14 protein-coding genes, 5 tRNA genes and 3 rRNA genes are annotated in these 21,644 nt (G+C 49.3%); 2 read left to right on the plus strand and 20 right to left on the minus strand.

Annotated elements, in window-relative coordinates:
- Nucleotides 1-72: 72 nt before the first annotated feature.
- The 12 genes from rpoB to RHD99_RS22615 all read right to left on the minus strand — a co-directional run bounded on the left by rpoB (nt 73) and on the right by RHD99_RS22615 (nt 9,850).
- Nucleotides 73-4,101 (minus strand): DNA-directed RNA polymerase subunit beta, encoded by a 4,029-nt coding sequence (gene rpoB, locus RHD99_RS22560; RefSeq protein ID WP_183273244.1) that lies wholly within the window; start codon nt 4,099-4,101, stop codon nt 73-75.
- A gap of 324 nt (nt 4,102-4,425) precedes the next feature.
- A complete protein-coding gene (gene rplL, locus RHD99_RS22565; protein ID WP_183273243.1) occupies nt 4,426-4,791 on the minus strand; it encodes a 50S ribosomal protein L7/L12 in 366 nt (121 codons plus the stop codon).
- Between the two features lie 66 nt (nt 4,792-4,857).
- A complete protein-coding gene (gene rplJ, locus RHD99_RS22570) occupies nt 4,858-5,355 on the minus strand; it encodes a 50S ribosomal protein L10 (RefSeq protein WP_270141422.1) in 498 nt (165 codons plus the stop codon).
- Nucleotides 5,356-5,650: 295 nt separating this feature from the next.
- A complete protein-coding gene (gene rplA / locus RHD99_RS22575) occupies nt 5,651-6,355 on the minus strand; it encodes a 50S ribosomal protein L1 (RefSeq protein WP_064541398.1) in 705 nt (234 codons plus the stop codon).
- A 3-nt stretch (nt 6,356-6,358) separates the two neighbouring features.
- A complete protein-coding gene (rplK, locus tag RHD99_RS22580; RefSeq protein WP_064541401.1) occupies nt 6,359-6,787 on the minus strand; it encodes a 50S ribosomal protein L11 in 429 nt (142 codons plus the stop codon).
- A 159-nt stretch (nt 6,788-6,946) separates the two neighbouring features.
- The gene (gene nusG, locus RHD99_RS22585; protein ID WP_034461806.1) at nt 6,947-7,492 is read right to left on the minus strand and encodes a transcription termination/antitermination protein NusG; all 546 of its coding nucleotides are present in this window, start codon (nt 7,490-7,492) and stop codon (nt 6,947-6,949) included.
- A gap of 1 nt (nt 7,493) precedes the next feature.
- The gene (secE, locus tag RHD99_RS22590; RefSeq protein WP_034461807.1) at nt 7,494-7,877 is read right to left on the minus strand and encodes a preprotein translocase subunit SecE; all 384 of its coding nucleotides are present in this window, start codon (nt 7,875-7,877) and stop codon (nt 7,494-7,496) included.
- 235 nt (nt 7,878-8,112) lie between these two features.
- Nucleotides 8,113-9,297: an elongation factor Tu gene (gene tuf, locus RHD99_RS22595; protein WP_309876750.1), complete on the minus strand. Its 1,185-nt coding sequence runs from the start codon at nt 9,295-9,297 to the stop codon at nt 8,113-8,115.
- Between the two features lie 111 nt (nt 9,298-9,408).
- Nucleotides 9,409-9,484, minus strand: a tRNA-Thr gene (locus RHD99_RS22600).
- Nucleotides 9,485-9,489: 5 nt separating this feature from the next.
- A tRNA-Gly gene (locus RHD99_RS22605) sits at nt 9,490-9,564 on the minus strand.
- Between the two features lie 115 nt (nt 9,565-9,679).
- Nucleotides 9,680-9,764: transfer RNA gene (locus RHD99_RS22610), tRNA-Tyr, on the minus strand.
- A gap of 10 nt (nt 9,765-9,774) precedes the next feature.
- Nucleotides 9,775-9,850 (minus strand) — tRNA-Thr (locus RHD99_RS22615).
- A 336-nt stretch (nt 9,851-10,186) separates the two neighbouring features.
- On the opposite strand from RHD99_RS22615, the gene RHD99_RS22620 reads away from it, so the two are divergent.
- Nucleotides 10,187-10,735, plus strand: coding sequence for a GNAT family N-acetyltransferase (locus RHD99_RS22620; protein ID WP_309876752.1), 549 nt, complete (start codon nt 10,187-10,189; stop codon nt 10,733-10,735).
- A 204-nt stretch (nt 10,736-10,939) separates the two neighbouring features.
- Nucleotides 10,940-11,890 carry a type I pantothenate kinase gene (gene coaA / locus RHD99_RS22625; protein ID WP_221200580.1) on the plus strand — a complete coding sequence of 317 codons (951 nt, stop codon included), beginning with the start codon at nt 10,940-10,942 and terminating at the stop codon, nt 11,888-11,890.
- A 28-nt stretch (nt 11,891-11,918) separates the two neighbouring features.
- Here the strand turns inward: coaA and birA are convergent, their stop codons facing one another.
- From birA to trkH, 8 genes are all read right to left on the minus strand, one after another.
- Entirely contained in the window at nt 11,919-12,881 is a 963-nt protein-coding gene (birA, locus tag RHD99_RS22630; RefSeq protein WP_309876754.1) for a bifunctional biotin--[acetyl-CoA-carboxylase] ligase/biotin operon repressor BirA, read from the minus strand.
- Entirely contained in the window at nt 12,878-13,906 is a 1,029-nt protein-coding gene (gene murB / locus RHD99_RS22635) for a UDP-N-acetylmuramate dehydrogenase (RefSeq protein ID WP_309876756.1), read from the minus strand. Before murB ends, birA begins: the two co-directional genes overlap by 4 nt.
- 263 nt (nt 13,907-14,169) lie before the next feature.
- Nucleotides 14,170-14,285, minus strand: a 5S ribosomal RNA gene (rrf, locus tag RHD99_RS22640).
- A 116-nt stretch (nt 14,286-14,401) separates the two neighbouring features.
- Nucleotides 14,402-17,310: ribosomal RNA gene (locus RHD99_RS22645) — 23S ribosomal RNA — on the minus strand.
- A 219-nt stretch (nt 17,311-17,529) separates the two neighbouring features.
- Nucleotides 17,530-17,605: transfer RNA gene (locus RHD99_RS22650), tRNA-Glu, on the minus strand.
- Between the two features lie 86 nt (nt 17,606-17,691).
- Nucleotides 17,692-19,231: ribosomal RNA gene (locus RHD99_RS22655) — 16S ribosomal RNA — on the minus strand.
- The 16S, 23S and 5S rRNA genes sit together here with 1 tRNA gene alongside, the layout of an rRNA operon.
- Before the next feature lie 409 nt (nt 19,232-19,640).
- Nucleotides 19,641-20,174, minus strand: a complete 534-nt coding sequence (gene hemG, locus RHD99_RS22660) for a menaquinone-dependent protoporphyrinogen IX dehydrogenase (RefSeq protein ID WP_309876758.1) — start codon at nt 20,172-20,174, stop codon at nt 19,641-19,643.
- A gap of 12 nt (nt 20,175-20,186) precedes the next feature.
- The gene (gene trkH, locus RHD99_RS22665) at nt 20,187-21,638 is read right to left on the minus strand and encodes a Trk system potassium transporter TrkH (protein WP_183273147.1); all 1,452 of its coding nucleotides are present in this window, start codon (nt 21,636-21,638) and stop codon (nt 20,187-20,189) included.
- Nucleotides 21,639-21,644: the final 6 nt, after the last annotated feature.

The raw sequence follows: 21,644 nt of genomic DNA on the forward strand, positions 1-21,644 counted from the left end.
TCGGAGTGAGACTTCTCAGAGACGTCCGGTGTGACCCGGACATCCTGTAACCAGTACAGCAGATACGAGTGATTACTCGTCTTCCAGCTCGATGTTGATACCCAGCGAACGGATTTCTTTCAACAATACGTTGAAGGATTCCGGCATGCCTGGTTCCATCTGATGGTTACCGTCCACGATGTTTTTATACATCTTGGTACGGCCATTAACGTCATCAGACTTAACAGTCAGCATTTCCTGCAGGGTATAAGCAGCACCGTAAGCTTCCAGCGCCCACACTTCCATCTCACCGAAGCGCTGACCACCGAACTGAGCCTTACCACCCAGCGGCTGCTGAGTAACCAGGCTGTAAGAACCGGTAGAACGCGCGTGCATTTTGTCATCAACCAAGTGGTTCAGTTTCAGCATGTACATGTAACCTACGGTTACTGGACGCTCAAACTGCTCACCGCTACGGCCATCAAACAGTGTGATCTGGCCGGAAGTCGGCAGGTCACCCAGTTTCAACAGCTCTTTGATTTCCGACTCTTTTGCACCGTCGAAGACAGGAGTAGCAATCGGCATACCTTTTTTCAGGTTCTCAGCCAGACGCAGAACTTCATCGTCGGTGAAGGTGTTCAGGTCAACTTTCTGACGAACATCTGAACCCAAATCGTATGCTTTCTGGATAAATTCACGCAGCTTGGAAACTTCTTCCTGCTTCTTCAGCATAGCGTTGATTTTCTCGCCGATGCCTTTAGCAGCCATACCCAAGTGGGTTTCCAGAATCTGACCGATGTTCATACGAGATGGTACGCCCAGCGGGTTCAGTACGATGTCAACCGGCGTGCCGTTTTCATCGTAAGGCATATCTTCGATCGGGTTGATCTTGGAGATAACACCTTTGTTCCCGTGACGACCTGCCATCTTGTCACCAGGTTGAATCTGACGTTTAACGGCCAGATACACTTTAACGATTTTCAGCACGCCAGGTGCCAGGTCATCGCCCTGAGTGATTTTGCGGCGCTTAGCTTCAAGTTTCTTCTCAAACTCGTGCTTCAGCTCGTCGTACTGCTCTGCCAGCTGTTCCAGCTGGTTTTGCTTCTCTTCGTCAGTCAGACCCAGTTCCAACCAGCGATCGCGTGGCAATTTGTCGAGCTTCTCAGCTTCAACACCGCCAGCAACCAGCACAGCATGGATACGTGCAAACAGACCAGCTTCAAAGATTTGCAGTTCTTCAGTCAGGTCTTTCTTAGCCTGCTTCAGTTGCATCTCTTCGATTTCCAGCGCGCGCTTGTCTTTTTCCACGCCATCGCGAGTAAAGACTTGCACATCGATAACGGTACCGGAAACGCCGTTTGGTACGCGCAGAGAAGAGTCTTTAACGTCAGACGCTTTCTCACCGAAGATTGCACGCAGCAGTTTCTCTTCTGGAGTCAGCTGGGTTTCGCCTTTAGGCGTTACCTTACCAACCAGAATGTCACCACCGGTCACTTCAGCACCGATATAAACGATACCGGATTCATCCAGTTTGGAGAGAGCTGCTTCACCCACGTTAGGGATATCAGCGGTGATCTCTTCTGGCCCCAGCTTGGTGTCACGAGACACACATGCCAGTTCCTGGATGTGAATAGTTGTGAAACGATCTTCCTGAACAACACGCTCGGATACGAGGATGGAGTCTTCGAAGTTGTAACCGTTCCACGGCATGAACGCTACGCGCATGTTCTGGCCAAGAGCCAGCTCACCGAGGTCAGTAGACGGACCGTCTGCCAACACGTCGCCACGTTCAACTGGCTCACCCAGAGACACACAAGGCATCTGGTTGATACAGGTATTCTGGTTAGAACGGGTGTATTTGGTCAGGTTGTAGATGTCGATACCAGCTTCACCAGCCAGCATTTCGTCTTCGTTAACTTTGATAACGATACGAGAAGCATCAACGTACTGAACAGTACCGCCACGTTTAGCAACTGCAGTAACACCGGAGTCAACGGCAACAGCACGTTCCATACCAGTACCAACCAGCGGCTTATCAGCGCGCAGAGTTGGAACGGCCTGACGTTGCATGTTCGCACCCATCAATGCACGGTTGGCGTCATCGTGTTCCAGGAACGGGATCAGGGATGCACCGACGGAAACCACCTGTTGGGTGGAAACGTCCATGTAGTCAACCTGGTCGTTGCTGAACAAGCTTGATTCGCCTTTGCTACGGCAAGTTACGAGGTCGTCTACGAAACGGCCTTCTTCGTCCAGGTTGGTGTTCGCCTGAGCGATAACGTAGTTACCTTCTTCAATAGCAGAAAGGTAATGAATCTCGTCAGTCACAACACCTTCAACAACGCGACGATACGGAGTTTCTAAGAAACCGTATTCGTTAGTCTGTGCATATACAGACAGGGAGTTGATCAGACCGATGTTCGGACCTTCAGGGGTTTCGATTGGACATACACGACCGTAGTGGGTTGGGTGTACGTCACGTACTTCGAAGCCTGCACGCTCACGGGTCAAACCACCCGGGCCGAGTGCGGAGATACGACGTTTGTGCGTAATCTCGGACAACGGGTTGTTCTGGTCCATGAACTGAGACAGCTGGCTGGAACCGAAGAACTCTTTAACCGCAGCAGAGATAGGCTTGGCGTTGATCATATCCTGAGGCATCAGGGTATCGAGATCGCCCAGAGACAGACGCTCTTTAACCGCACGCTCTACACGTACCAGGCCAACGCGGAATTGGTTTTCCGCCATTTCGCCTACGGAACGGATACGACGGTTGCCGAGGTGGTCGATATCATCCACTTCGCCCTGGCCGTTACGAATACCGATCAGCTTACGCATTACCTGGATGATGTCGTCTTTGCTCAGGATACCTGAACCTTCGATCTCATCACGCAGCAGGGAACGGTTGAACTTCATACGACCAACCGCTGACAAGTCATAACGGTCTTCGGAGAAGAACAGGTTCTCGAACAGATTTTCAGCCGCTTCGCGAGTTGGTGGCTCGCCAGGACGCATCATGCGATAGATTTCAACCAGCGCGCTCAGGCGATCGTTGGTTGGGTCGACACGGATGGTTTCAGAAATGTATGCGCCGTGATCCAGGTCGTTGGTAAACAGCGTTTCGATACGCTTATGACCACACTGGCTCAGCTTAGCCAACAGATCCAAAGACAGTTCCATGTTCGCCGGGCAAATCAGTTCGCCAGTCGATGCATCAACGTAGTCTTTAGCCGCGACTTTACCAGCAATATATTCAACCGGAACTTCGATAAGCTTAATATCGTCTTTTTCCAGCTGACGAATATGGCGCGCAGTAATACGGCGGCCTTTTTCGACATAGATTTTGCCGTCAGCTTCGATGTCAAAGGATGCAGTCTCACCACGAAGGCGTTCTGGCACCAATTCCATCTGCAGCTTGTTGTCACGGATTTCGAAATTAACTTTCTCAAAGAACAGATCAAGAATCTGCTCAGTGGTGTACTGCAATGCGCGCAGGATGATAGTCGCAGGGAGTTTACGGCGACGGTCGATACGCACGAACAGGTTGTCTTTCGGGTCGAATTCGAAATCCAGCCAGGAACCACGGTAAGGGATGATACGTGCGTTATACAGCACCTTCCCAGAAGAGTGGGTTTTACCTTTGTCACTATCGAAGAACACGCCTGGGCTACGGTGTAACTGAGAAACGATAACACGCTCAGTACCGTTGATAACGAAGGTGCCGTTATCAGTCATGAGTGGAATTTCACCCATGTAGACTTCTTGTTCTTTAATATCTTTAACGGTGCCTTCCGGCGCTTCACGCTCGTAGATCACCAGACGCAGTTTTACGCGCAGGGGAGCGGAATACGTCACGCCGCGGATTTGACATTCTTTCACGTCAAATACCGGCTCGCCCAGACGATAGCTCACATATTGCAGCTCAGAGTTACCGCTGTAGCTTGCAATAGGGAACACGGAACGGAAAGCCGCTTCCAGACCGTACTGGCCTTCAGGATCTTGCTCGATGAACTTCTGGAACGAGTCAAGCTGGATAGAAAGGAGATAAGGAATGTCCAAAACTTGTGGACGCTTTCCAAAATCCTTACGAATACGTTTTTTCTCGGTATAGGAGTAAACCATAGGGTTCCTCAGCTCGCTGACAAGTCGACCCATCTGCCCGACAAGGGGACAGTTTGTGCAACACTATTTTGTGGACCGGAAAGTGGAACACTTTCCGCAATACCTGTTTCTATCACTCTTAAACCATTTCGCTACGCTTTACCCCGGAACTCCCGGCATAGAAAGTCGTAGTATATTAAGTCGTAGATAGAGACAAGCATTGAAAGGTAACCAGCAGTCAAACAGTGTGAAATGCTACTGGTACCCTACAGCGCAAAAAGGCTGGTGACTAAAAAGTCACCAGCCATCAGCCTAATTTCTCAGGCTGCAACCGGAAAGGTTGGCTTATTTAACTTCAACTTCAGCGCCAGCTTCTTCCAGAGATTTTTTCAGAGCTTCTGCGTCATCTTTGCTCACGCCTTCTTTCAGCGCAGCTGGAGCGGATTCAACCAGGTCTTTAGCTTCTTTCAAGCCCAGACCAGTTGCGCTACGTACTGCTTTGATGACGGCAACTTTGTTAGCGCCAGCAGCTTTCAGAATAACGTCGAACTCAGTTTTTTCTTCAACAGCTTCAGCTGGGCCTGCAGCAACAGCTACAGCGGCAGCAGCAGAAACGCCGAATTTTTCTTCCATTGCAGAAATCAGTTCAACAACATCCATTACAGACATAGCTGCAACTGCTTCAATGATTTGATCTTTAGTGATAGACATAACAATTGTTCCTGAAAATCAGAATAAGTTTATACGTAAGCAAATGCGTTAGAAAGAAAAGTGCTATTAAGCAGCTTCTTTCTGATCGCGTACAGCAGCCAGAGTGCGAACCAATTTGCCTGCAGAGGCTTCTTTCATGGTTGCCATCAGGCGTGCGATTGCTTCTTCGTAGGTTGGCAGAGTTGCCAGGCGATCGATTTGCGATGCAGGGATCAATTCACCTTCAAAGGCTGCAGCTTTAACCTCAAATTTTGCATTCGCTTTAGCGAATTCTTTGAACAGACGAGCAGCAGCGCCCGGGTGTTCCATAGAATATGCAATCAAGGTTGGACCAACAAACGTGTCTTTCAGGCACTCGAACTGAGTACCTTCAACAACGCGGCGCAGCAAGGTGTTACGAACAACACGCATGTAAACGCCAGCTTCACGACCTGCTTTACGCAGTTCAGTCATTTTACCTACGGTAACGCCACGGGAATCCGCAACAACCGCAGACAGCGCACCTTTGGCTACTTCGCTGACTTCAGCAACAATCGCTTGTTTGTCTTGAAGATTTAAAGCCATTAGCTTTGCTCCTGGATATTAGCCGGGGTTTCCCCCGGAAATCACTTCATTCATTACCAAAACGATAATGAACGTCGACATACGGTGAGCAGAAACAAGCCAAAGACTATCAAAAATATTCTTCAGGTTCTGTCACCGTCTACGCAGGGAATTAAGTTTCTTGTGAAACTCCTGCGGTCTTGGACGGAGGCCTGGATAAGGCCAGGCTCCAACCGAAAATTCTGTGCGCCTTACATAGTAAGGCAACGGGCGTAAGATTTTAGACTAATCGAACGCCCGCGTAAAGCAGTGAATCTTAGTTCACTACTGCGCTCAGACCAGACTGGTCGATCGCAACACCTGCACCCATAGTGGTAGACAGGCTAACTTTCTTAATGAAAACGCCTTTAGCTTGAGATGGTTTAGCTTTTTTCAGCGCAACCAGCAGAGCTTCCAGGTTTTCTTTCAGTTTGTCAGTGTCAAAATCCACTTTACCGATGGTGGTGTGAATGATGCCGTTTTTGTCGTTACGGTAACGAACCTGACCAGCTTTTGCGTTCTTAACCGCTTCAGCAACGTTAGGTGTTACAGTACCAACTTTCGGGTTAGGCATCAGGCCACGTGGACCCAGAACCTGGCCCAGCTGGCCAACAACGCGCATTGCATCTGGAGATGCGATAACAACGTCAAAGTTCATTTCGCCTTTTTTGATCTGGTCAGCCAGATCTTCCATACCTACCAGCTCAGCGCCAGCAGCTTTAGCTGCTTCTGCGTTAGGGCCTTGGGCAAATACGGCTACGCGAACTGAACGGCCAGTACCGTGCGGCAGTACAGTTGCACCACGTACGTTCTGGTCTGATTTACGAGCGTCGATGCCGAGGTTTACAGCAACGTCAACGCTTTCTACGAATTTAGCAGTGGCCAGCTCTTTCAGCAGAGCAACGGCTTCGTTGATGTCGTACTGTTTAGTTGCATCAACTTTGTCACGGATCACGCGCATGCGCTTGGTCAGTTTAGCCATTTCTTAATCCTCCACTACCAGGCCCATGGAACGAGCAGTACCTTCGATGGAGCGAGTCATCGCTTCAACGTCAGAACCAGTCATGTCCGCAGCTTTGGTTTCTGCGATTTCACGCACCTGAGCACGGGTCACTTTACCCACTTTGTCTTTGTTCGGCTTACCGGAACCAGACTTGATACCTGCAGCTTTCTTCAACAGAACAGCAGCCGGTGGAGTTTTAGTAACGAAAGTGAAAGAACGGTCAGCATAAACGGTAATAACAACCGGAATTGGCAGACCTTTCTCCATGGAATCAGTTTTGGCGTTGAACGCTTTACAGAATTCCATGATGTTAACACCTTGCTGACCCAGAGCTGGACCAACTGGTGGACTTGGGTTCGCCATACCAGCTGCAACTTGCAACTTGACGTAGGCTTGTACTTTCTTAGCCATCTTAATTTCCTCTAGTGGGTTATAACGCCTTACACAATGAAGGCTCCCCGTGAATAAATCGTTTTATACGTACAGGACGTATAAAAACAAAAGGCGCGAAATTGTAGTTCAATCTCGCGCCTTGTGCAACGAATAATCGCTGCTTTTACAAGCTAACTTTTAAGCTTTCTCTACCTGAGCAAAATCCAGCTCAACCGGCGTAGCACGACCAAAGATAGATACAGAAACCTTCAAGCGGCTCTTTTCGTAATCTACTTCTTCAACCACACCGTTAAAGTCGGCAAACGGACCATCACTGACGCGTACCATCTCGCCTGGCTCAAACAGCGTTTTAGGACGCGGCTTATCACCAACCTGCTGCAGGCGGTTCATAATCGCATCAACTTCTTTATCGCTGATTGGTGCAGGACGGTCAGAAGTACCGCCGATGAAACCCATCACTCGCGGTACGCTGCGCACCAAGTGCCAGCTCGCGTCGTTCATTACCATCTGGACCAGAACATAGCCCGGGAAGAATTTACGTTCGCTTTTGCGACGTTGGCCACCACGGATTTCGACCACTTCTTCAGTCGGAACCATGACTTCACCAAACAACTCTTCCATGTTGTGCAATTTGATATGCTCACGCAGCGATGTTGCTACGCGGCCTTCAAAACCGGAAAACGCCTGAACGACGTACCAGCGCATTTTAGGGGCTTCAGACATCTCAGAACCTCAGGCCAGTAATAAAAGAAACCAGGCGGACAAGAATACCATCCAGCCCCCACAAAATCAGTGACATTACAGCTGTAACTGCTGCCACGATTAAGGTGGTGTGTAAAGTCTCCTGGCGAGTTGGCCAAATCACTTTACGAACTTCGGTTCTCGCTTCGCGGGCGAAAGCAACTGTAGCTTTGCCTTTCGTCGTTAACAGCGCGACACCACCCGCTGCAGCAATCAGCACAACCACGGCCAGGGCACGCAGAGGTAAACTCACATCTCGATAAATGTAGTTGCCCACGATCGCCACAATAAGCAGAGCAGCAACTGCCAGCCATTTCATCGCTTCCAGGCCGCGCCCGCTTCCTTGAGCTTCGGTATTCGCACTCATAAACCAACCCGTCACAGTAATTCAGACAAACATTTTTGCCCCGCATGTGCGAGGCAAAACCAAACCGAATGGCTCTTTCTCAGGTACTATTCGGTATAACGCCATCTTCAGAGCCTGTCTCAGCAATGATTATGAGTAAAAAATCACTGATGAGCCAGGTTCTGGGCAGAGAGCGTACAAAAAGGGCATCAAATGATGCCCTTTTCTTGCGCGTTGCGTCAAATGTTATCAGCGATTAAGCGATAACTTTAGCAACAACACCCGCGCCTACAGTACGGCCGCCTTCACGGATTGCGAAACGCAGACCGTCGTCCATCGCGATTGGGTGGATCAGGGTAACAACCATTTTGATGTTGTCGCCCGGCATTACCATCTCAACGCCTTCTGGCAGTTCGATGGTGCCAGTCACGTCAGTTGTACGGAAGTAGAACTGTGGACGGTAGCCTTTGAAGAACGGAGTATGACGGCCGCCTTCGTCTTTGGACAGGATATAAACTTCAGACTCGAACTGAGTGTGCGGCTTGATAGAGCCTGGCTTAGCCAGAACCTGACCACGTTCGATTTCTTCACGTTTGATACCACGCAGCAGAACACCAACGTTCTCACCAGCACGGCCTTCGTCCAGCAGTTTGCGGAACATTTCAACGCCAGTACAGGTAGACTTAGCAGTCTCTTTGATACCAACGATTTCAACTTCTTCGCCAACTTTAACGATACCGCGCTCTACACGACCGGTAACAACTGTACCACGACCGGAGATAGAGAATACGTCTTCGATTGGCAGCAGGAATGGCTTGTCGATAGCACGTTCTGGTTCTGGGATGTAAGAATCCAGGAAACCAGCCAGTTCAACGATTTTAGCTTCCCACTCTGCTTCGCCTTCCAGCGCTTTCAGAGCAGAACCACGGATGATTGGAGTATCATCACCTGGGAAATCGTACTGAGACAGAAGTTCACGAACTTCCATTTCTACCAGTTCCAGCAGCTCTTCGTCATCAACCATGTCACATTTGTTCAGGAACACGATGATGAATGGAACGCCAACCTGACGACCCAGCAGGATGTGCTCACGAGTCTGTGGCATTGGGCCATCAGTCGCAGCAACAACCAGGATAGCGCCGTCCATCTGAGCAGCACCGGTGATCATGTTTTTAACGTAGTCGGCGTGCCCTGGGCAGTCAACGTGCGCATAGTGGCGAGTCGGGGTGTCATATTCAACGTGGGAAGTGTTGATGGTGATACCACGAGCTTTTTCTTCTGGTGCGTTATCGATCTGGTCGAATGCACGAGCAGAACCACCGTAGGTTTTAGCCAGAACGGTAGTGATTGCTGCAGTCAGAGTGGTTTTACCATGGTCAACGTGGCCGATAGTACCGACGTTGACGTGCGGTTTTGTACGTTCAAATTTTTCTTTAGACATCGATTGTCCCTCTAAGACACGGATAAATCGGTGATATCACCACATCAACCAGGCGAAAGCCTGAATTTGTTGAATTCATTAACAGAAGAGAAACAGGAAGGATAAAGGAGGTGGTGCTGATAGGCAGATTCGAACTGCCGACCTCACCCTTACCAAGGGTGCGCTCTACCAACTGAGCTATATCAGCACATCTGGAGCGGGCAGTGGGAATCGAACCCACATCATCAGCTTGGAAGGCTGAGGTAATAGCCATTATACGATGCCCGCATCCTGGAACTCGGCTACCTGCTTGAATTCTGTATTAACTAAGGAATGGCTCCTTAGTATTCGAGTCGACTCGTTGGATCTCGTCGCCTCGGGCTACGCAGAGCGTTGCCTAAAATGGTGGTGGGGGAAGGATTCGAACCTTCGAAGTCGATGACGGCAGATTTACAGTCTGCTCCCTTTGGCCGCTCGGGAACCCCACCAAGCACTTGATGGTGCCGACTACCGGAATCGAACTGGTGACCTACTGATTACAAGTCAGTTGCTCTACCTACTGAGCTAAGTCGGCATCAAGTAGCGCGCATTTTAGGAACACCGGGCCCGCGATGCAACAAAAAAATTAAAGAAAATGCACTACCGCTTATATTTTGCTCGATAGCTCGTAAAACTGATGGATTAATCATCGTATCAGGGTGTTTTTTGTACACGCGGATACAGTGGAGATTTACTCACACGGTCTTTGCACTCTCGATTGCACCGGCTTTGTGCAATCCTTTTTCTCTTGATGTGCTTTTACTGTGCAAATTTCCTCCCCTGTTACCGAAAAAAGGGATTACATCCGCATGGATCGTTTCTTGCTTGATAAGGGGATAGGTTTGATATGCCCACCGGGGAGGGAAGTGCGATGAAAATTGTTTCTTTAAATGCCGCCACATTACCTGTGTATTGTCGAGAGCTGGGAGCATTGCTGTTGGATTCTATCGAGAGTGGCTCATCAGTGGGTTATCAGTTAGGGACGTCACGTGAAGATGCCGAAAGCGCATTCTACCGATTACGTAGTGCTCTTGATAAAGGAGATTTATTGATGTGGATTGCGCGTGATGAGCGTGGTCTGCAAGGAACCATACAGCTCGAGCTCACAAATGAGTCAGACGGTTTGAATCGCGCAGTTCCAAAATTATTGCTCGTCCATCGACATGCGCGTAGGCAGGGCATAGGTAAACAGCTTATTACGGCGATGGAGAAAGCGGCCAAAGCGCATCATCGAGGATTATTGTGCCTCAATGTTCAGGCATGTACGCCAGCAGAGGCATTCTATCGCGCGCAAGGATACCGATGCTTGGGGGAGTTACCAGACTATATCTGTTCTTCAGACGGCTATTACCATCCCGCCGTCATTTATTACAAACGCTTATTCGCTGTTAAACAATTTGCACAGCGCATAGCAAGTTAAAGGCAAACGACAACGTGATGCTTTCCCCTGAAAGCATCATCACTTTCTTTTTTTCTTATTATTCTCCCTCATCTGGTGTTACCCTCCTGCCCATTGTGAAAAGTAATATACGTTGCACGCCTTTGATTACCTGAGATGAGCCTCCTTTTCTCAGCCCGCGTACTACGTTCATTTTTGTCCTGAATTACAGGCAGAAGCATGCTTATGAGTAATAAAGAGCAAATGTTAACGACTCCTTATATGCAGTTCAACCGCAACCAATGGGCAGCCTTGCGCGACTCAGTACCGATGACTTTGACTGAAGGTGAAATTGCTCGGTTGAAGGGTATCAATGAGGATCTGTCTTTAGAGGAAGTGGCCGAAATTTATCTGCCGCTTTCACGTCTATTGAATTTTTATATCAGTTCAAATCTTCGCCGACAGGCTGTGTTAGAGCAGTTTCTCGGTACGAATGGGCAACGAATTCCCTACGTCATTAGCATTGCGGGAAGCGTTGCGGTAGGTAAAAGTACAACCGCTCGCGTCTTACAAGCCCTGCTTAGCCGCTGGCCTGAGCATCGTCGCGTAGAATTGATCACGACTGATGGCTTTCTGCATCCGAATAAAGTGCTGAAAGAACGCAATCTGATGAAGAAAAAGGGATTCCCGCAATCCTACGATATGCATCGTTTGGTGAAGTTCGTTTCTGACATTAAATCAGGTGCACCAAATGTCACAGCACCAGTTTACTCGCATCTGATTTATGATGTTATTCCTGATGGTGATAAAACGGTTGCTCAACCTGATATTCTAATCCTTGAGGGATTAAATGTTCTGCAAAGCGGCATGGATTATCCACACGATCCGCATCATGTATTTGTATCGGACTTCGTAGATTTTTCGATTTATGTCGATGCGCCTGAAGAGTTGCTACAGGATTGGTATATCACGCGATTCCTGAAGTTCCGTGAAGGTGCATTTACCGATCCGGACTCTTATTTCCATAGCTATGCGAAACTTTCGGAAGATGAAGCCGTTAATGTCGCATTGCAGCTCTGGAAAGAGATTAACTGGCGGAACTTAAAAGAAAATATCCTACCAACTCGTGAGCGAGCCAGCTTGATCATGACGAAAAGCGCAAATCATGAAGTTGAGTGCGTACGTCTGAGAAAATAAAAATGGGGGATAATATCCCCCATTCGAATTAACTAACTCCACGCAATGATATTTCACCACCGACCCAAGGTTTAATTACTCCGTCTTGCTCTAATAACAGCCCACCTTGTTCGTTAATCCCTCTGGAAATACCATGGATTTCTCTATTACCAATAATTAACTTCACCTGGCGGTTAATAAAGTTATCCAGCGATTCCCAGCGCGGCAGGAAAGGCACTAAACCTTCCTCTTCAAATAGCTGTAATGCCTTTCGTAATTCTTTTATGATTCTAATTGCTAATGCATTACGATCTATATTAATTCCGGCTTCCTGAAGATTAATCCAGCTTTGATTAATCACATCCGTCGCCACATTTCGCATTGCAAGGTTAATACCTGCACCGATAACAATCTGCGCAGCATCACCGGTTTTTCCAGTAAGCTCAACCAGAATACCGGCAAGTTTACGATCATTCAGATACAGGTCATTTGGCCACTTAACTCTGACATCCTCAGCACCTAATTCGCGTAGTACTTCGGCTATCACAACCCCAATAACAAGGCTTAGACCAACAGTCGCCGCAGGACCTTGCTCGAGTCGCCAGAACATAGACAGGTAAAGATTGGCACCGAAGGGTGAAAACCATTGGCGTCCTCGACGTCCTCGACCAGCTTGCTGATATTCAGCAATGCAGGCATCCCCGGACTGAAGTGTTTCAAGACGATCGAGTAAATACTGATTAGTAGAGTCAATGACCGGTAGAACAGCAACTAAACCCGTATCAATCTGCGATTTTATAAGTTCTTCATTAATCAGCTGAATGGGATCTGGCAGACTGTAGCCTTTTCCTGGCACGGTAAAAACATCGACTCCCCAATCTCTTAGAGTTTGGATATGCTTATTGATAGCCGCTCGGCTCATACCAAGCTGCTCACCTAACTGCTCACCAGAATGAAACTCGCCATCAGCAAGAATACCAATCAGCGTTAGAGGAATTTTGTTATCTTTCATGCGATGGTCTCCACAGCGCTTACTTCGCCACATGCTCCGATGAAGCGAACTTCGGGTTCCAACCATACTTTAAATTTCGCCCCGACACATTGGCGGACATGATGGGCCAGAGAAACAACATCCTTGCTGGAAGCATTCGTTTCATTGATCAGTACCAGCGCCTGCTGTTTATGAACGGCTGCACCACCCACGTGATATCCCTTTAGTTGGCACTGGTCAATTAGCCATCCTGCAGCTAATTTAACTGAGCCGTCCGGCTGAGGATAGTGCGGTATCGTCGCGAAGGCTGACAGTAACTCTGCAGCATGCTCAGCAGTAACAACCGGATTCTTAAAGAAACTACCAGCATTACCATTAACACGTGGGTCAGGAAGTTTTGTCATTCGCATGTGGCAAACGGTATTAAAAACTTCATGTGGAGTGATATTCTCAGCGTCAAGGCGGGCCAAATCGCCATACGATAAAACTGGCTTCCACAATTTTGGTAAGCATAATCCTACAGCAACGATCGCATAGTGATTCTGATATTCATGCTTAAAAATACTGTCACGATAACCAAATTGGCACTGTGAATTATCCAGGCGATGCATCTCACCACTACGTAAATCGACACAATCAACGTATTCGCAGACGCTTTTGAGCTCGACACCGTAAGCACCAATATTCTGAATAGGTGAAGACCCTGCACATCCTGGGATTAAAGCTAAGTTCTCGAGCCCTGGCATGCCTTGTTGTAAGGTATATTCAACCAGATGGTGCCAATTTTCCCCTGCACCAACATGCAAGTGCCAGGCATCCTGCTTTTCTGTAACTTGTATGCCAGAAATTCGGTTTACGATTACAGTACCGGAGTAATCTTCCAGAAAGAGAACGTTACTTCCCTCACCCAGGATCAAAACGGGCATATCCCCGGCCACTGCCTCACTCCAGGCATCTTTTAACTGCTGTACTGTTTCAGCAATGACAATACGTGAAGCGTTAGCCTGAATACCAAATGTATTGAAAGGTTTAAGAGGAGTGCTCATATTGGGTATCTTTCCTGAGTTTAAACCCGGTTAGTTTACCTTATATGCCACGGGTTGGCTTGCCTGAGAGCGGATATGCAAGGGCGGTCCGGGTAAATCGCAGACAGCAAAAAGCCCTGTACGTCAGTACAGGGCTTTTACTCGTATCATCCTGATACTCGCCCCTCCGGGGCCGCCGTGACCGGCGTGCAAAACTGTTCCCGACAGTTTTGTCACAAACACAAAAAGGCCACCCGTTAAGGTGGCCTTCATGTTTATTTGGAGCCTGGCAGTTCCCTACTCTCGCATGGGGAGACCCCACACTACCATCGGCGCTACGGCGTTTCACTTCTGAGTTCGGCATGGGGTCAGGTGGGACCACCGCGCTAGTGCCGCCAGGCATATTCTGTTTTCATTAACCGTCATATTTTTATATGACCATTAACTTAAAATCTTGGAATTAAGCTGAAAATTAAAGTGTCTTTCTCATTATTCTTAAAACACCTTCGGTGTTGTAAGGTTAAGCCTCACGGATCATTAGTACTGGTTAGCTCAACGTATCGCTACGCTTACACACCCAGCCTATCAACGTCGTAGTCTTCAACGTTCCTTCAGGAGACTCAAGGTCTCAGGGAGAATTCATCTCGGGGCAAGTTTCGCGCTTAGATGCTTTCAGCGCTTATCTTTTCCGCATTTAGCTACCGGGCAATGCCATTGGCATGACAACCCGAACACCAGTGATGCGTCCACTCCGGTCCTCTCGTACTAGGAGCAGCCCCCCTCAATTCTCCAGCGCCCACGGCAGATAGGGACCGAACTGTCTCACGACGTTCTAAACCCAGCTCGCGTACCACTTTAAATGGCGAACAGCCATACCCTTGGGACCTACTTCAGCCCCAGGATGTGATGAGCCGACATCGAGGTGCCAAACACCGCCGTCGATATGAACTCTTGGGCGGTATCAGCCTGTTATCCCCGGAGTACCTTTTATCCGTTGAGCGATGGCCCTTCCATTCAGAACCACCGGATCACTAAGACCTGCTTTCGCACCTGCTCGAGCCGTCACTCTCGCAGTCAAGCTAGCTTATGCCTTTGCACTAACCTCACGATGTCCGACCGTGATTAGCTAACCTTCGTGCTCCTCCGTTACGCTTTAGGAGGAGACCGCCCCAGTCAAACTACCCACCAGACACTGTCCGCAACCCGGATCACGGGTCTACGTTAGAACATCAAACATTAAAGGGTGGTATTTCAAGGTTGGCTCCACGCAGACTGGCGTCCACGCTTCAAAGCCTCCCACCTATCCTACACATCAAGGCTCAATGTTCAGTGTCAAGCTATAGTAAAGGTTCACGGGGTCTTTCCGTCTTGCCGCGGGTACACTGCATCTTCACAGCGATTTCAATTTCACTGAGTCTCGGGTGGAGACAGCCTGGCCATCATTACGCCATTCGTGCAGGTCGGAACTTACCCGACAAGGAATTTCGCTACCTTAGGACCGTTATAGTTACGGCCGCCGTTTACCGGGGCTTCGATCAAGAGCTTCTCCTTGCGGATAACCCCATCAATTAACCTTCCGGCACCGGGCAGGCGTCACACCGTATACGTCCACTTTCGTGTTTGCACAGTGCTGTGTTTTTAATAAACAGTTGCAGCCAGCTGGTATCTTCGACTGCCTTCAGCTCCACGAGTAAATCGCTTCACCTACCGACAGCGTGCCTTCTCCCGAAGTTACGGCACCATTTTGCCTAGTTCCTTCACCCGAGTTCTCTCAAGCGCCTTGGTATTCTCTACCTGACCACCTGTGTCGGTTTGGGGTACGATTTGATGTTACCTGATGCTTAGAGGCTTTTCCTGGAAGCAGGGCATTTGTTACTTCAGCACCGTAGTACCTCGTCATCACACCTCAGCGTTAGATAAGAGTCCGGATTTACCTAAACTCTCCGCCTACATGCTTAAACCGGGACAACCGTCGCCCGGCTAACATAGCCTTCTCCGTCCCCCCTTCGCAGTAACACCGAGTACAGGAATATTAACCTGTTTCCCATCGACTACGCCTTTCGGCCTCGCCTTAGGGGTCGACTCACCCTGCCCCGATTAACGTTGGACAGGAACCCTTGGTCTTCCGGCGAGCGGGCTTTTCACCCGCTTTATCGTTACTTATGTCAGCATTCGCACTTCTGATACCTCCACCAGACCTCACAGTCCAGCTTCAACGGCTTACAGAACGCTCCCCTACCCAACAACGCATAAGCGTCGCTGCCGCAGCTTCGGTGCATGGTTTAGCCCCGTTACATCTTCCGCGCAGGCCGACTCGACCAGTGAGCTATTACGCTTTCTTTAAATGATGGCTGCTTCTAAGCCAACATCCTGGCTGTCTGTGCCTTCCCACATCGTTTCCCACTTAACCATGACTTTGGGACCTTAGCTGGCGGTCTGGGTTGTTTCCCTCTTCACGACGGACGTTAGCACCCGCCGTGTGTCTCCCGTGATAACATTCTTCGGTATTCGTAGTTTGCATCGGGTTGGTAAGCCGGGATGGCCCCCTAGCCGAAACAGTGCTCTACCCCCGAAGATGAGTTCACGAGGCGCTACCTAAATAGCTTTCGGGGAGAACCAGCTATCTCCCGGTTTGATTGGCCTTTCACCCCCAGCCACAAGTCATCCGCTAATTTTTCAACATTAGTCGGTTCGGTCCTCCAGTTAGTGTTACCCAACCTTCAACCTGCCCATGGCTAGATCACCGGGTTTCGGGTCTATACCCTGCAACTTAACGCCCAGTTAAGACTCGGTTTCCCTGCGGCTCCCCTATACGGTTAACCTTGCTACAGAATATAAGTCGCTGACCCATTATACAAAAGGTACGCAGTCACCCCATAAAAGAGGCTCCCACTGCTTGTACGTACACGGTTTCAGGTTCTGTTTCACTCCCCTCGCCGGGGTTCTTTTCGCCTTTCCCTCACGGTACTGGTTCACTATCGGTCAGTCAGGAGTATTTAGCCTTGGAGGATGGTCCCCCCATATTCAGACAGGATACCACGTGTCCCGCCCTACTCTTCGAGTTCACAGCAAGTGCATTTTTGTGTACGGGAGTATCACCCTGTACCCTGCGACTTTCCAGACGCTTCCACTAATGCACAAACTGATTCAGACTCTGGGCTGCTCCCCGTTCGCTCGCCGCTACTGGGGGAATCTCGGTTGATTTCTTTTCCTCGGGGTACTTAGATGTTTCAGTTCCCCCGGTTCGCTTCGTTAAGCTATGTATTCACTTAACGATAGTGTGACGAATCACACTGGGTTTCCCCATTCGGAAATCGTCGGTTATAACGGTTCATATCACCTTACCGACGCTTATCGCAGATTAGCACGTCCTTCATCGCCTCTGACTGCCAGGGCATCCACCGTGTACGCTTAGTCGCTTAACCTCACAACCCGAAGATGTCTCGTGAGACACAATCGATGTTGTGAAAATTTGAGAGACTCGAACACACCGATACTTCCTTTCTTATTACGGAGAAAGGAAACAGTGTGTCGTTTCAATTTTCAGCTTGTTCCAGATTTTTAAAGAGCAAATATCTCAAACGTGACTGTTAAGTCAGTTTTGAGATATTGAGGTCGGTGACTTTCACTCACAAACCAGCAAGTGGCGTCCCCTAGGGGATTCGAACCCCTGTTACCGCCGTGAAAGGGCGGTGTCCTGGGCCTCTAGACGAAGGGGACACTGAAGTCTCACTCGCAAGACGCCTTGCTTCTTTACTTTCATCAGACAATCTGTGTGAGCACTACGCGGGTTTGTATCTATTAGGTAAGGAGGTGATCCAACCGCAGGTTCCCCTACGGTTACCTTGTTACGACTTCACCCCAGTCATGAATCACAAAGTGGTAAGCGCCCTCCCGAAGGTTAAGCTACCTACTTCTTTTGCAACCCACTCCCATGGTGTGACGGGCGGTGTGTACAAGGCCCGGGAACGTATTCACCGTAGCATTCTGATCTACGATTACTAGCGATTCCGACTTCACGGAGTCGAGTTGCAGACTCCGATCCGGACTACGACGCACTTTATGAGGTCCGCTTGCTCTCGCGAGGTCGCTTCTCTTTGTATGCGCCATTGTAGCACGTGTGTAGCCCTACTCGTAAGGGCCATGATGACTTGACGTCATCCCCACCTTCCTCCAGTTTATCACTGGCAGTCTCCTTTGAGTTCCCGGCCGAACCGCTGGCAACAAAGGATAAGGGTTGCGCTCGTTGCGGGACTTAACCCAACATTTCACAACACGAGCTGACGACAGCCATGCAGCACCTGTCTCAGAGTTCCCGAAGGCACTAAGCTATCTCTAGCAAATTCTCTGGATGTCAAGAGTAGGTAAGGTTCTTCGCGTTGCATCGAATTAAACCACATGCTCCACCGCTTGTGCGGGCCCCCGTCAATTCATTTGAGTTTTAACCTTGCGGCCGTACTCCCCAGGCGGTCGACTTAACGCGTTAGCTCCGGAAGCCACTCCTCAAGGGAACAACCTCCAAGTCGACATCGTTTACGGCGTGGACTACCAGGGTATCTAATCCTGTTTGCTCCCCACGCTTTCGCACCTGAGCGTCAGTCTTTGTCCAGGGGGCCGCCTTCGCCACCGGTATTCCTCCAGATCTCTACGCATTTCACCGCTACACCTGGAATTCTACCCCCCTCTACAAGACTCAAGCTTGCCAGTTTCAAATGCAGTTCCCAGGTTGAGCCCGGGGATTTCACATCTGACTTAACAAACCGCCTGCGTGCGCTTTACGCCCAGTAATTCCGATTAACGCTTGCACCCTCCGTATTACCGCGGCTGCTGGCACGGAGTTAGCCGGTGCTTCTTCTGCGAGTAACGTCAATCACTGCGGTTATTAACCACAATGCCTTCCTCCTCGCTGAAAGTACTTTACAACCCGAAGGCCTTCTTCATACACGCGGCATGGCTGCATCAGGCTTGCGCCCATTGTGCAATATTCCCCACTGCTGCCTCCCGTAGGAGTCTGGACCGTGTCTCAGTTCCAGTGTGGCTGGTCATCCTCTCAGACCAGCTAGGGATCGTCGCCTAGGTGAGCTATTACCCCACCTACTAGCTAATCCCATCTGGGCACATCTGATGGCATGAGGCCCGAAGGTCCCCCACTTTGGTCCGAAGACGTTATGCGGTATTAGCTACCGTTTCCAGTAGTTATCCCCCTCCATCAGGCAGTTTCCCAGACATTACTCACCCGTCCGCCGCTCGTCACCCAGGAGCAAGCTCCCTGTGCTACCGCTCGACTTGCATGTGTTAGGCCTGCCGCCAGCGTTCAATCTGAGCCATGATCAAACTCTTCAATTAAAAGCTTGATTTGCTTCAACTCGTGAAGCGATGCTCAAAAATTAACTTTCGTAATAATTCAACTAAATGAATTACTGCTTGGTCACTCTTCAAGACTTGATATTTTTTTGATACCCGAAGGTATCTGAGATATCAATCCTGCGAGTGCCCACACAGATTGTCTGATAAATTGTTAAAGAGCAGTGAGTTACGCGCTTTCGCTTGCTAACTCGAGGTGGCGTATATTACGCTTTCCTCTTTCAGAGTCAAGCGTTTATTTTCGCTTTTCATCTGGCTGACGGGCCGGTTTGTAAGCCGTTGTGCCGTGTCAGTGGAGGCGCAGTATAGGGATTTTCTGGAAGCTGACAAGTGTTTATTGCAAAAAAATGACTGGCCGTGGTTTTTTTCATCAAAATGGGTGTTTTGGACACTATTTGCTGTTTAAGTGTGCTAACTCCTGAGCAAAGCGCGCTACCTGAGGCCAATCGGTGTAGACGACTTCTTTACTAATATCTGTTTCGCCGCCCGTCATCTTCATAATCAAGCGAATCATCACGCGGTCGTACCACTGATAGCGTGGATAACGAAGCGCACCAGCAAACACAGCACAGTGATTTGGCTGCCATGGTGAGGTCAGCAAGAACTTGCGCGTATAAGAGTTAGTTTGCGGAGAACGCTTCTCAGGTTTACGTGCAACCAGGTTTACGGAAAAGAAAGCGCTGGGGATGTTATTCAGCGCTTGTTGATGCTTTTTCACAAACGCAGCCACTGAAGAATGGAAATGCCCATAGCGAATAGACGCGCCGATAACGACGCGATCATAGTTTCCCCAGGCTATATCGCCACTGCGATGCAGGTTAACGACATCACTCTCGACGCCCAGCTCTTTCAACTCAGATGCTATATAAGAAGCAATCTCGCGAGTTTGACCATCACGGGTCGAAAATAGAATCAAAGTTCTCACAACAGGCTCCGGTTACTCTCGCCAGAAAGTTGGCGTAAACAGTACGAGTAAAGTAAACACTTCAAGACGACCAAACAGCATATTGGCTATCAATATCCATTTCGCCACTGGATTCATGCTCGCGAAGTTGTCAGCCACAACACCCAAACCAGGGCCGAGGTTATTCAGTGTTGCCGCAACCGAAGCAAAAGCGGAGAAATCATCCACCCCAGTGGCGATAATCGCCAGCATGCTGAGGATAAACACCAGCGCATAGGCCGAGAAGAATCCCCACACAGCTTCAAGGATACGTTCAGGCAGCGCACGGTTCCCAAGCTTAATGCTATACACCGCATTAGGGTGCACCAGACGTTTCAGCTCACGATTACCTTGTTTGAACAACAGCAGGATGCGAATAACTTTCAGGCCGCCCCCCGTTGAACCCGCACAGCCACCTATAAAAGCAGAGCACAGCAATAGCACCGGTAAGAATAGAGGCCAACGCGCGATACTGTCGGTCGTAAACCCGGCGGTCGTCGCCATCGAGACAACCTGGAAGAATGCCTGGTTCACCGTTAGCAATGCCGATTGGTAAGTATTATGGAACCAAAGTACAAGAGTACAGATAACCACCAGGGTAAGCTGCACACCGATAAACATGCGGAATTCAGGGTCGCGCCAGTAGACTTTTATATTACGCCCACTTAATAAAGAGAAGTGCAGGCCATAGTTACAACCTGAGATCAGCAGGAAGATGGCAATAATAGTATTAATTGTTGGGCTGTCGAAATAACCAACGCTTGCGTCATGTGTGGAAAAACCACCAATCGCGATAGTCGCAAAACTATGACCTATCGCGTCAAATGCTGGCATGCCGGCAAACCAAAGCGCCAACGCACACGCGACGGTTAACAACACATAAATGATCCACAGAGTTTTTGCCGTATCAGCAATACGCGGGCGCATTTTGTTATCTTTCAGCGGCCCAGGCATTTCAGCGCGATATAACTGCATCCCGCCGACACCGAGGATTGGCAGAATGGCGACGGCGAGAACAATGATCCCCATACCGCCAAACCACTGCAACATCTGCCGGTAAAACAGAATGGCATGTGGGAGCGAATCCAGTCCGACAAGGGTCGTCGCACCGGTAGTGGTCAAGCCCGAGAACGATTCGAAGAATGCGTCGGTAATGGTAAGATTCGGCTGTTCAGCGAAGATAAATGGCAACGCACCCACACTCCCCAGCACCGTCCAAAACAGTACGACAATCAGGAAGCCTTCTCGCGGTTTGAGCTCACTTTTTTGCCGCCGGTTTGGCCACCACAGAAAAGAACCAATGGTCAGTGCGACGAAGAAAGTCTGGGTGAAAGCTCGGCCTGCACCATCGCGATAAATTAAAGCTACCAACCCTGGAATAATCATGGTCACGGAAAATAGAATGACTAACAGACCAACGATTCGGGTTATGGCGCGAAAATGCATTTCAGC

Origin of the sequence: Buttiauxella selenatireducens (assembly GCF_031432975.1) — a bacterium.
In the GTDB taxonomy this organism is placed as follows: Bacteria; Pseudomonadota; Gammaproteobacteria; order Enterobacterales; family Enterobacteriaceae; genus Buttiauxella; species Buttiauxella selenatireducens.

Bases quoted from the DNA above. Each gene is read 5' to 3' on its own strand.
- RHD99_RS22620 (WP_309876752.1), top strand. From the start codon at position 10,187: ATGAAAATTGTTTCTTTAAATGCCGCCACATTACCTGTGTATTGTCGA.
- rplJ (WP_270141422.1), bottom strand. From the start codon at position 5,355: ATGGCTTTAAATCTTCAAGACAAACAAGCGATTGTTGCTGAAGTCAGC.
- tuf (WP_309876750.1), bottom strand. From the start codon at position 9,297: ATGTCTAAAGAAAAATTTGAACGTACAAAACCGCACGTCAACGTCGGT.
- rplK (WP_064541401.1), bottom strand. From the start codon at position 6,787: ATGGCTAAGAAAGTACAAGCCTACGTCAAGTTGCAAGTTGCAGCTGGT.
- coaA (WP_221200580.1), top strand. From the start codon at position 10,940: ATGAGTAATAAAGAGCAAATGTTAACGACTCCTTATATGCAGTTCAAC.
- secE (WP_034461807.1), bottom strand. From the start codon at position 7,877: ATGAGTGCGAATACCGAAGCTCAAGGAAGCGGGCGCGGCCTGGAAGCG.
- rplA (WP_064541398.1), bottom strand. From the start codon at position 6,355: ATGGCTAAACTGACCAAGCGCATGCGCGTGATCCGTGACAAAGTTGAT.
- birA (WP_309876754.1), bottom strand. From the start codon at position 12,881: ATGAAAGATAACAAAATTCCTCTAACGCTGATTGGTATTCTTGCTGAT.
- murB (WP_309876756.1), bottom strand. From the start codon at position 13,906: ATGAGCACTCCTCTTAAACCTTTCAATACATTTGGTATTCAGGCTAAC.
- rpoB (WP_183273244.1), bottom strand. From the start codon at position 4,101: ATGGTTTACTCCTATACCGAGAAAAAACGTATTCGTAAGGATTTTGGA.
- nusG (WP_034461806.1), bottom strand. From the start codon at position 7,492: ATGTCTGAAGCCCCTAAAATGCGCTGGTACGTCGTTCAGGCGTTTTCC.
- trkH (WP_183273147.1), bottom strand. From the start codon at position 21,638: ATGCATTTTCGCGCCATAACCCGAATCGTTGGTCTGTTAGTCATTCTA.
- rplL (WP_183273243.1), bottom strand. From the start codon at position 4,791: ATGTCTATCACTAAAGATCAAATCATTGAAGCAGTTGCAGCTATGTCT.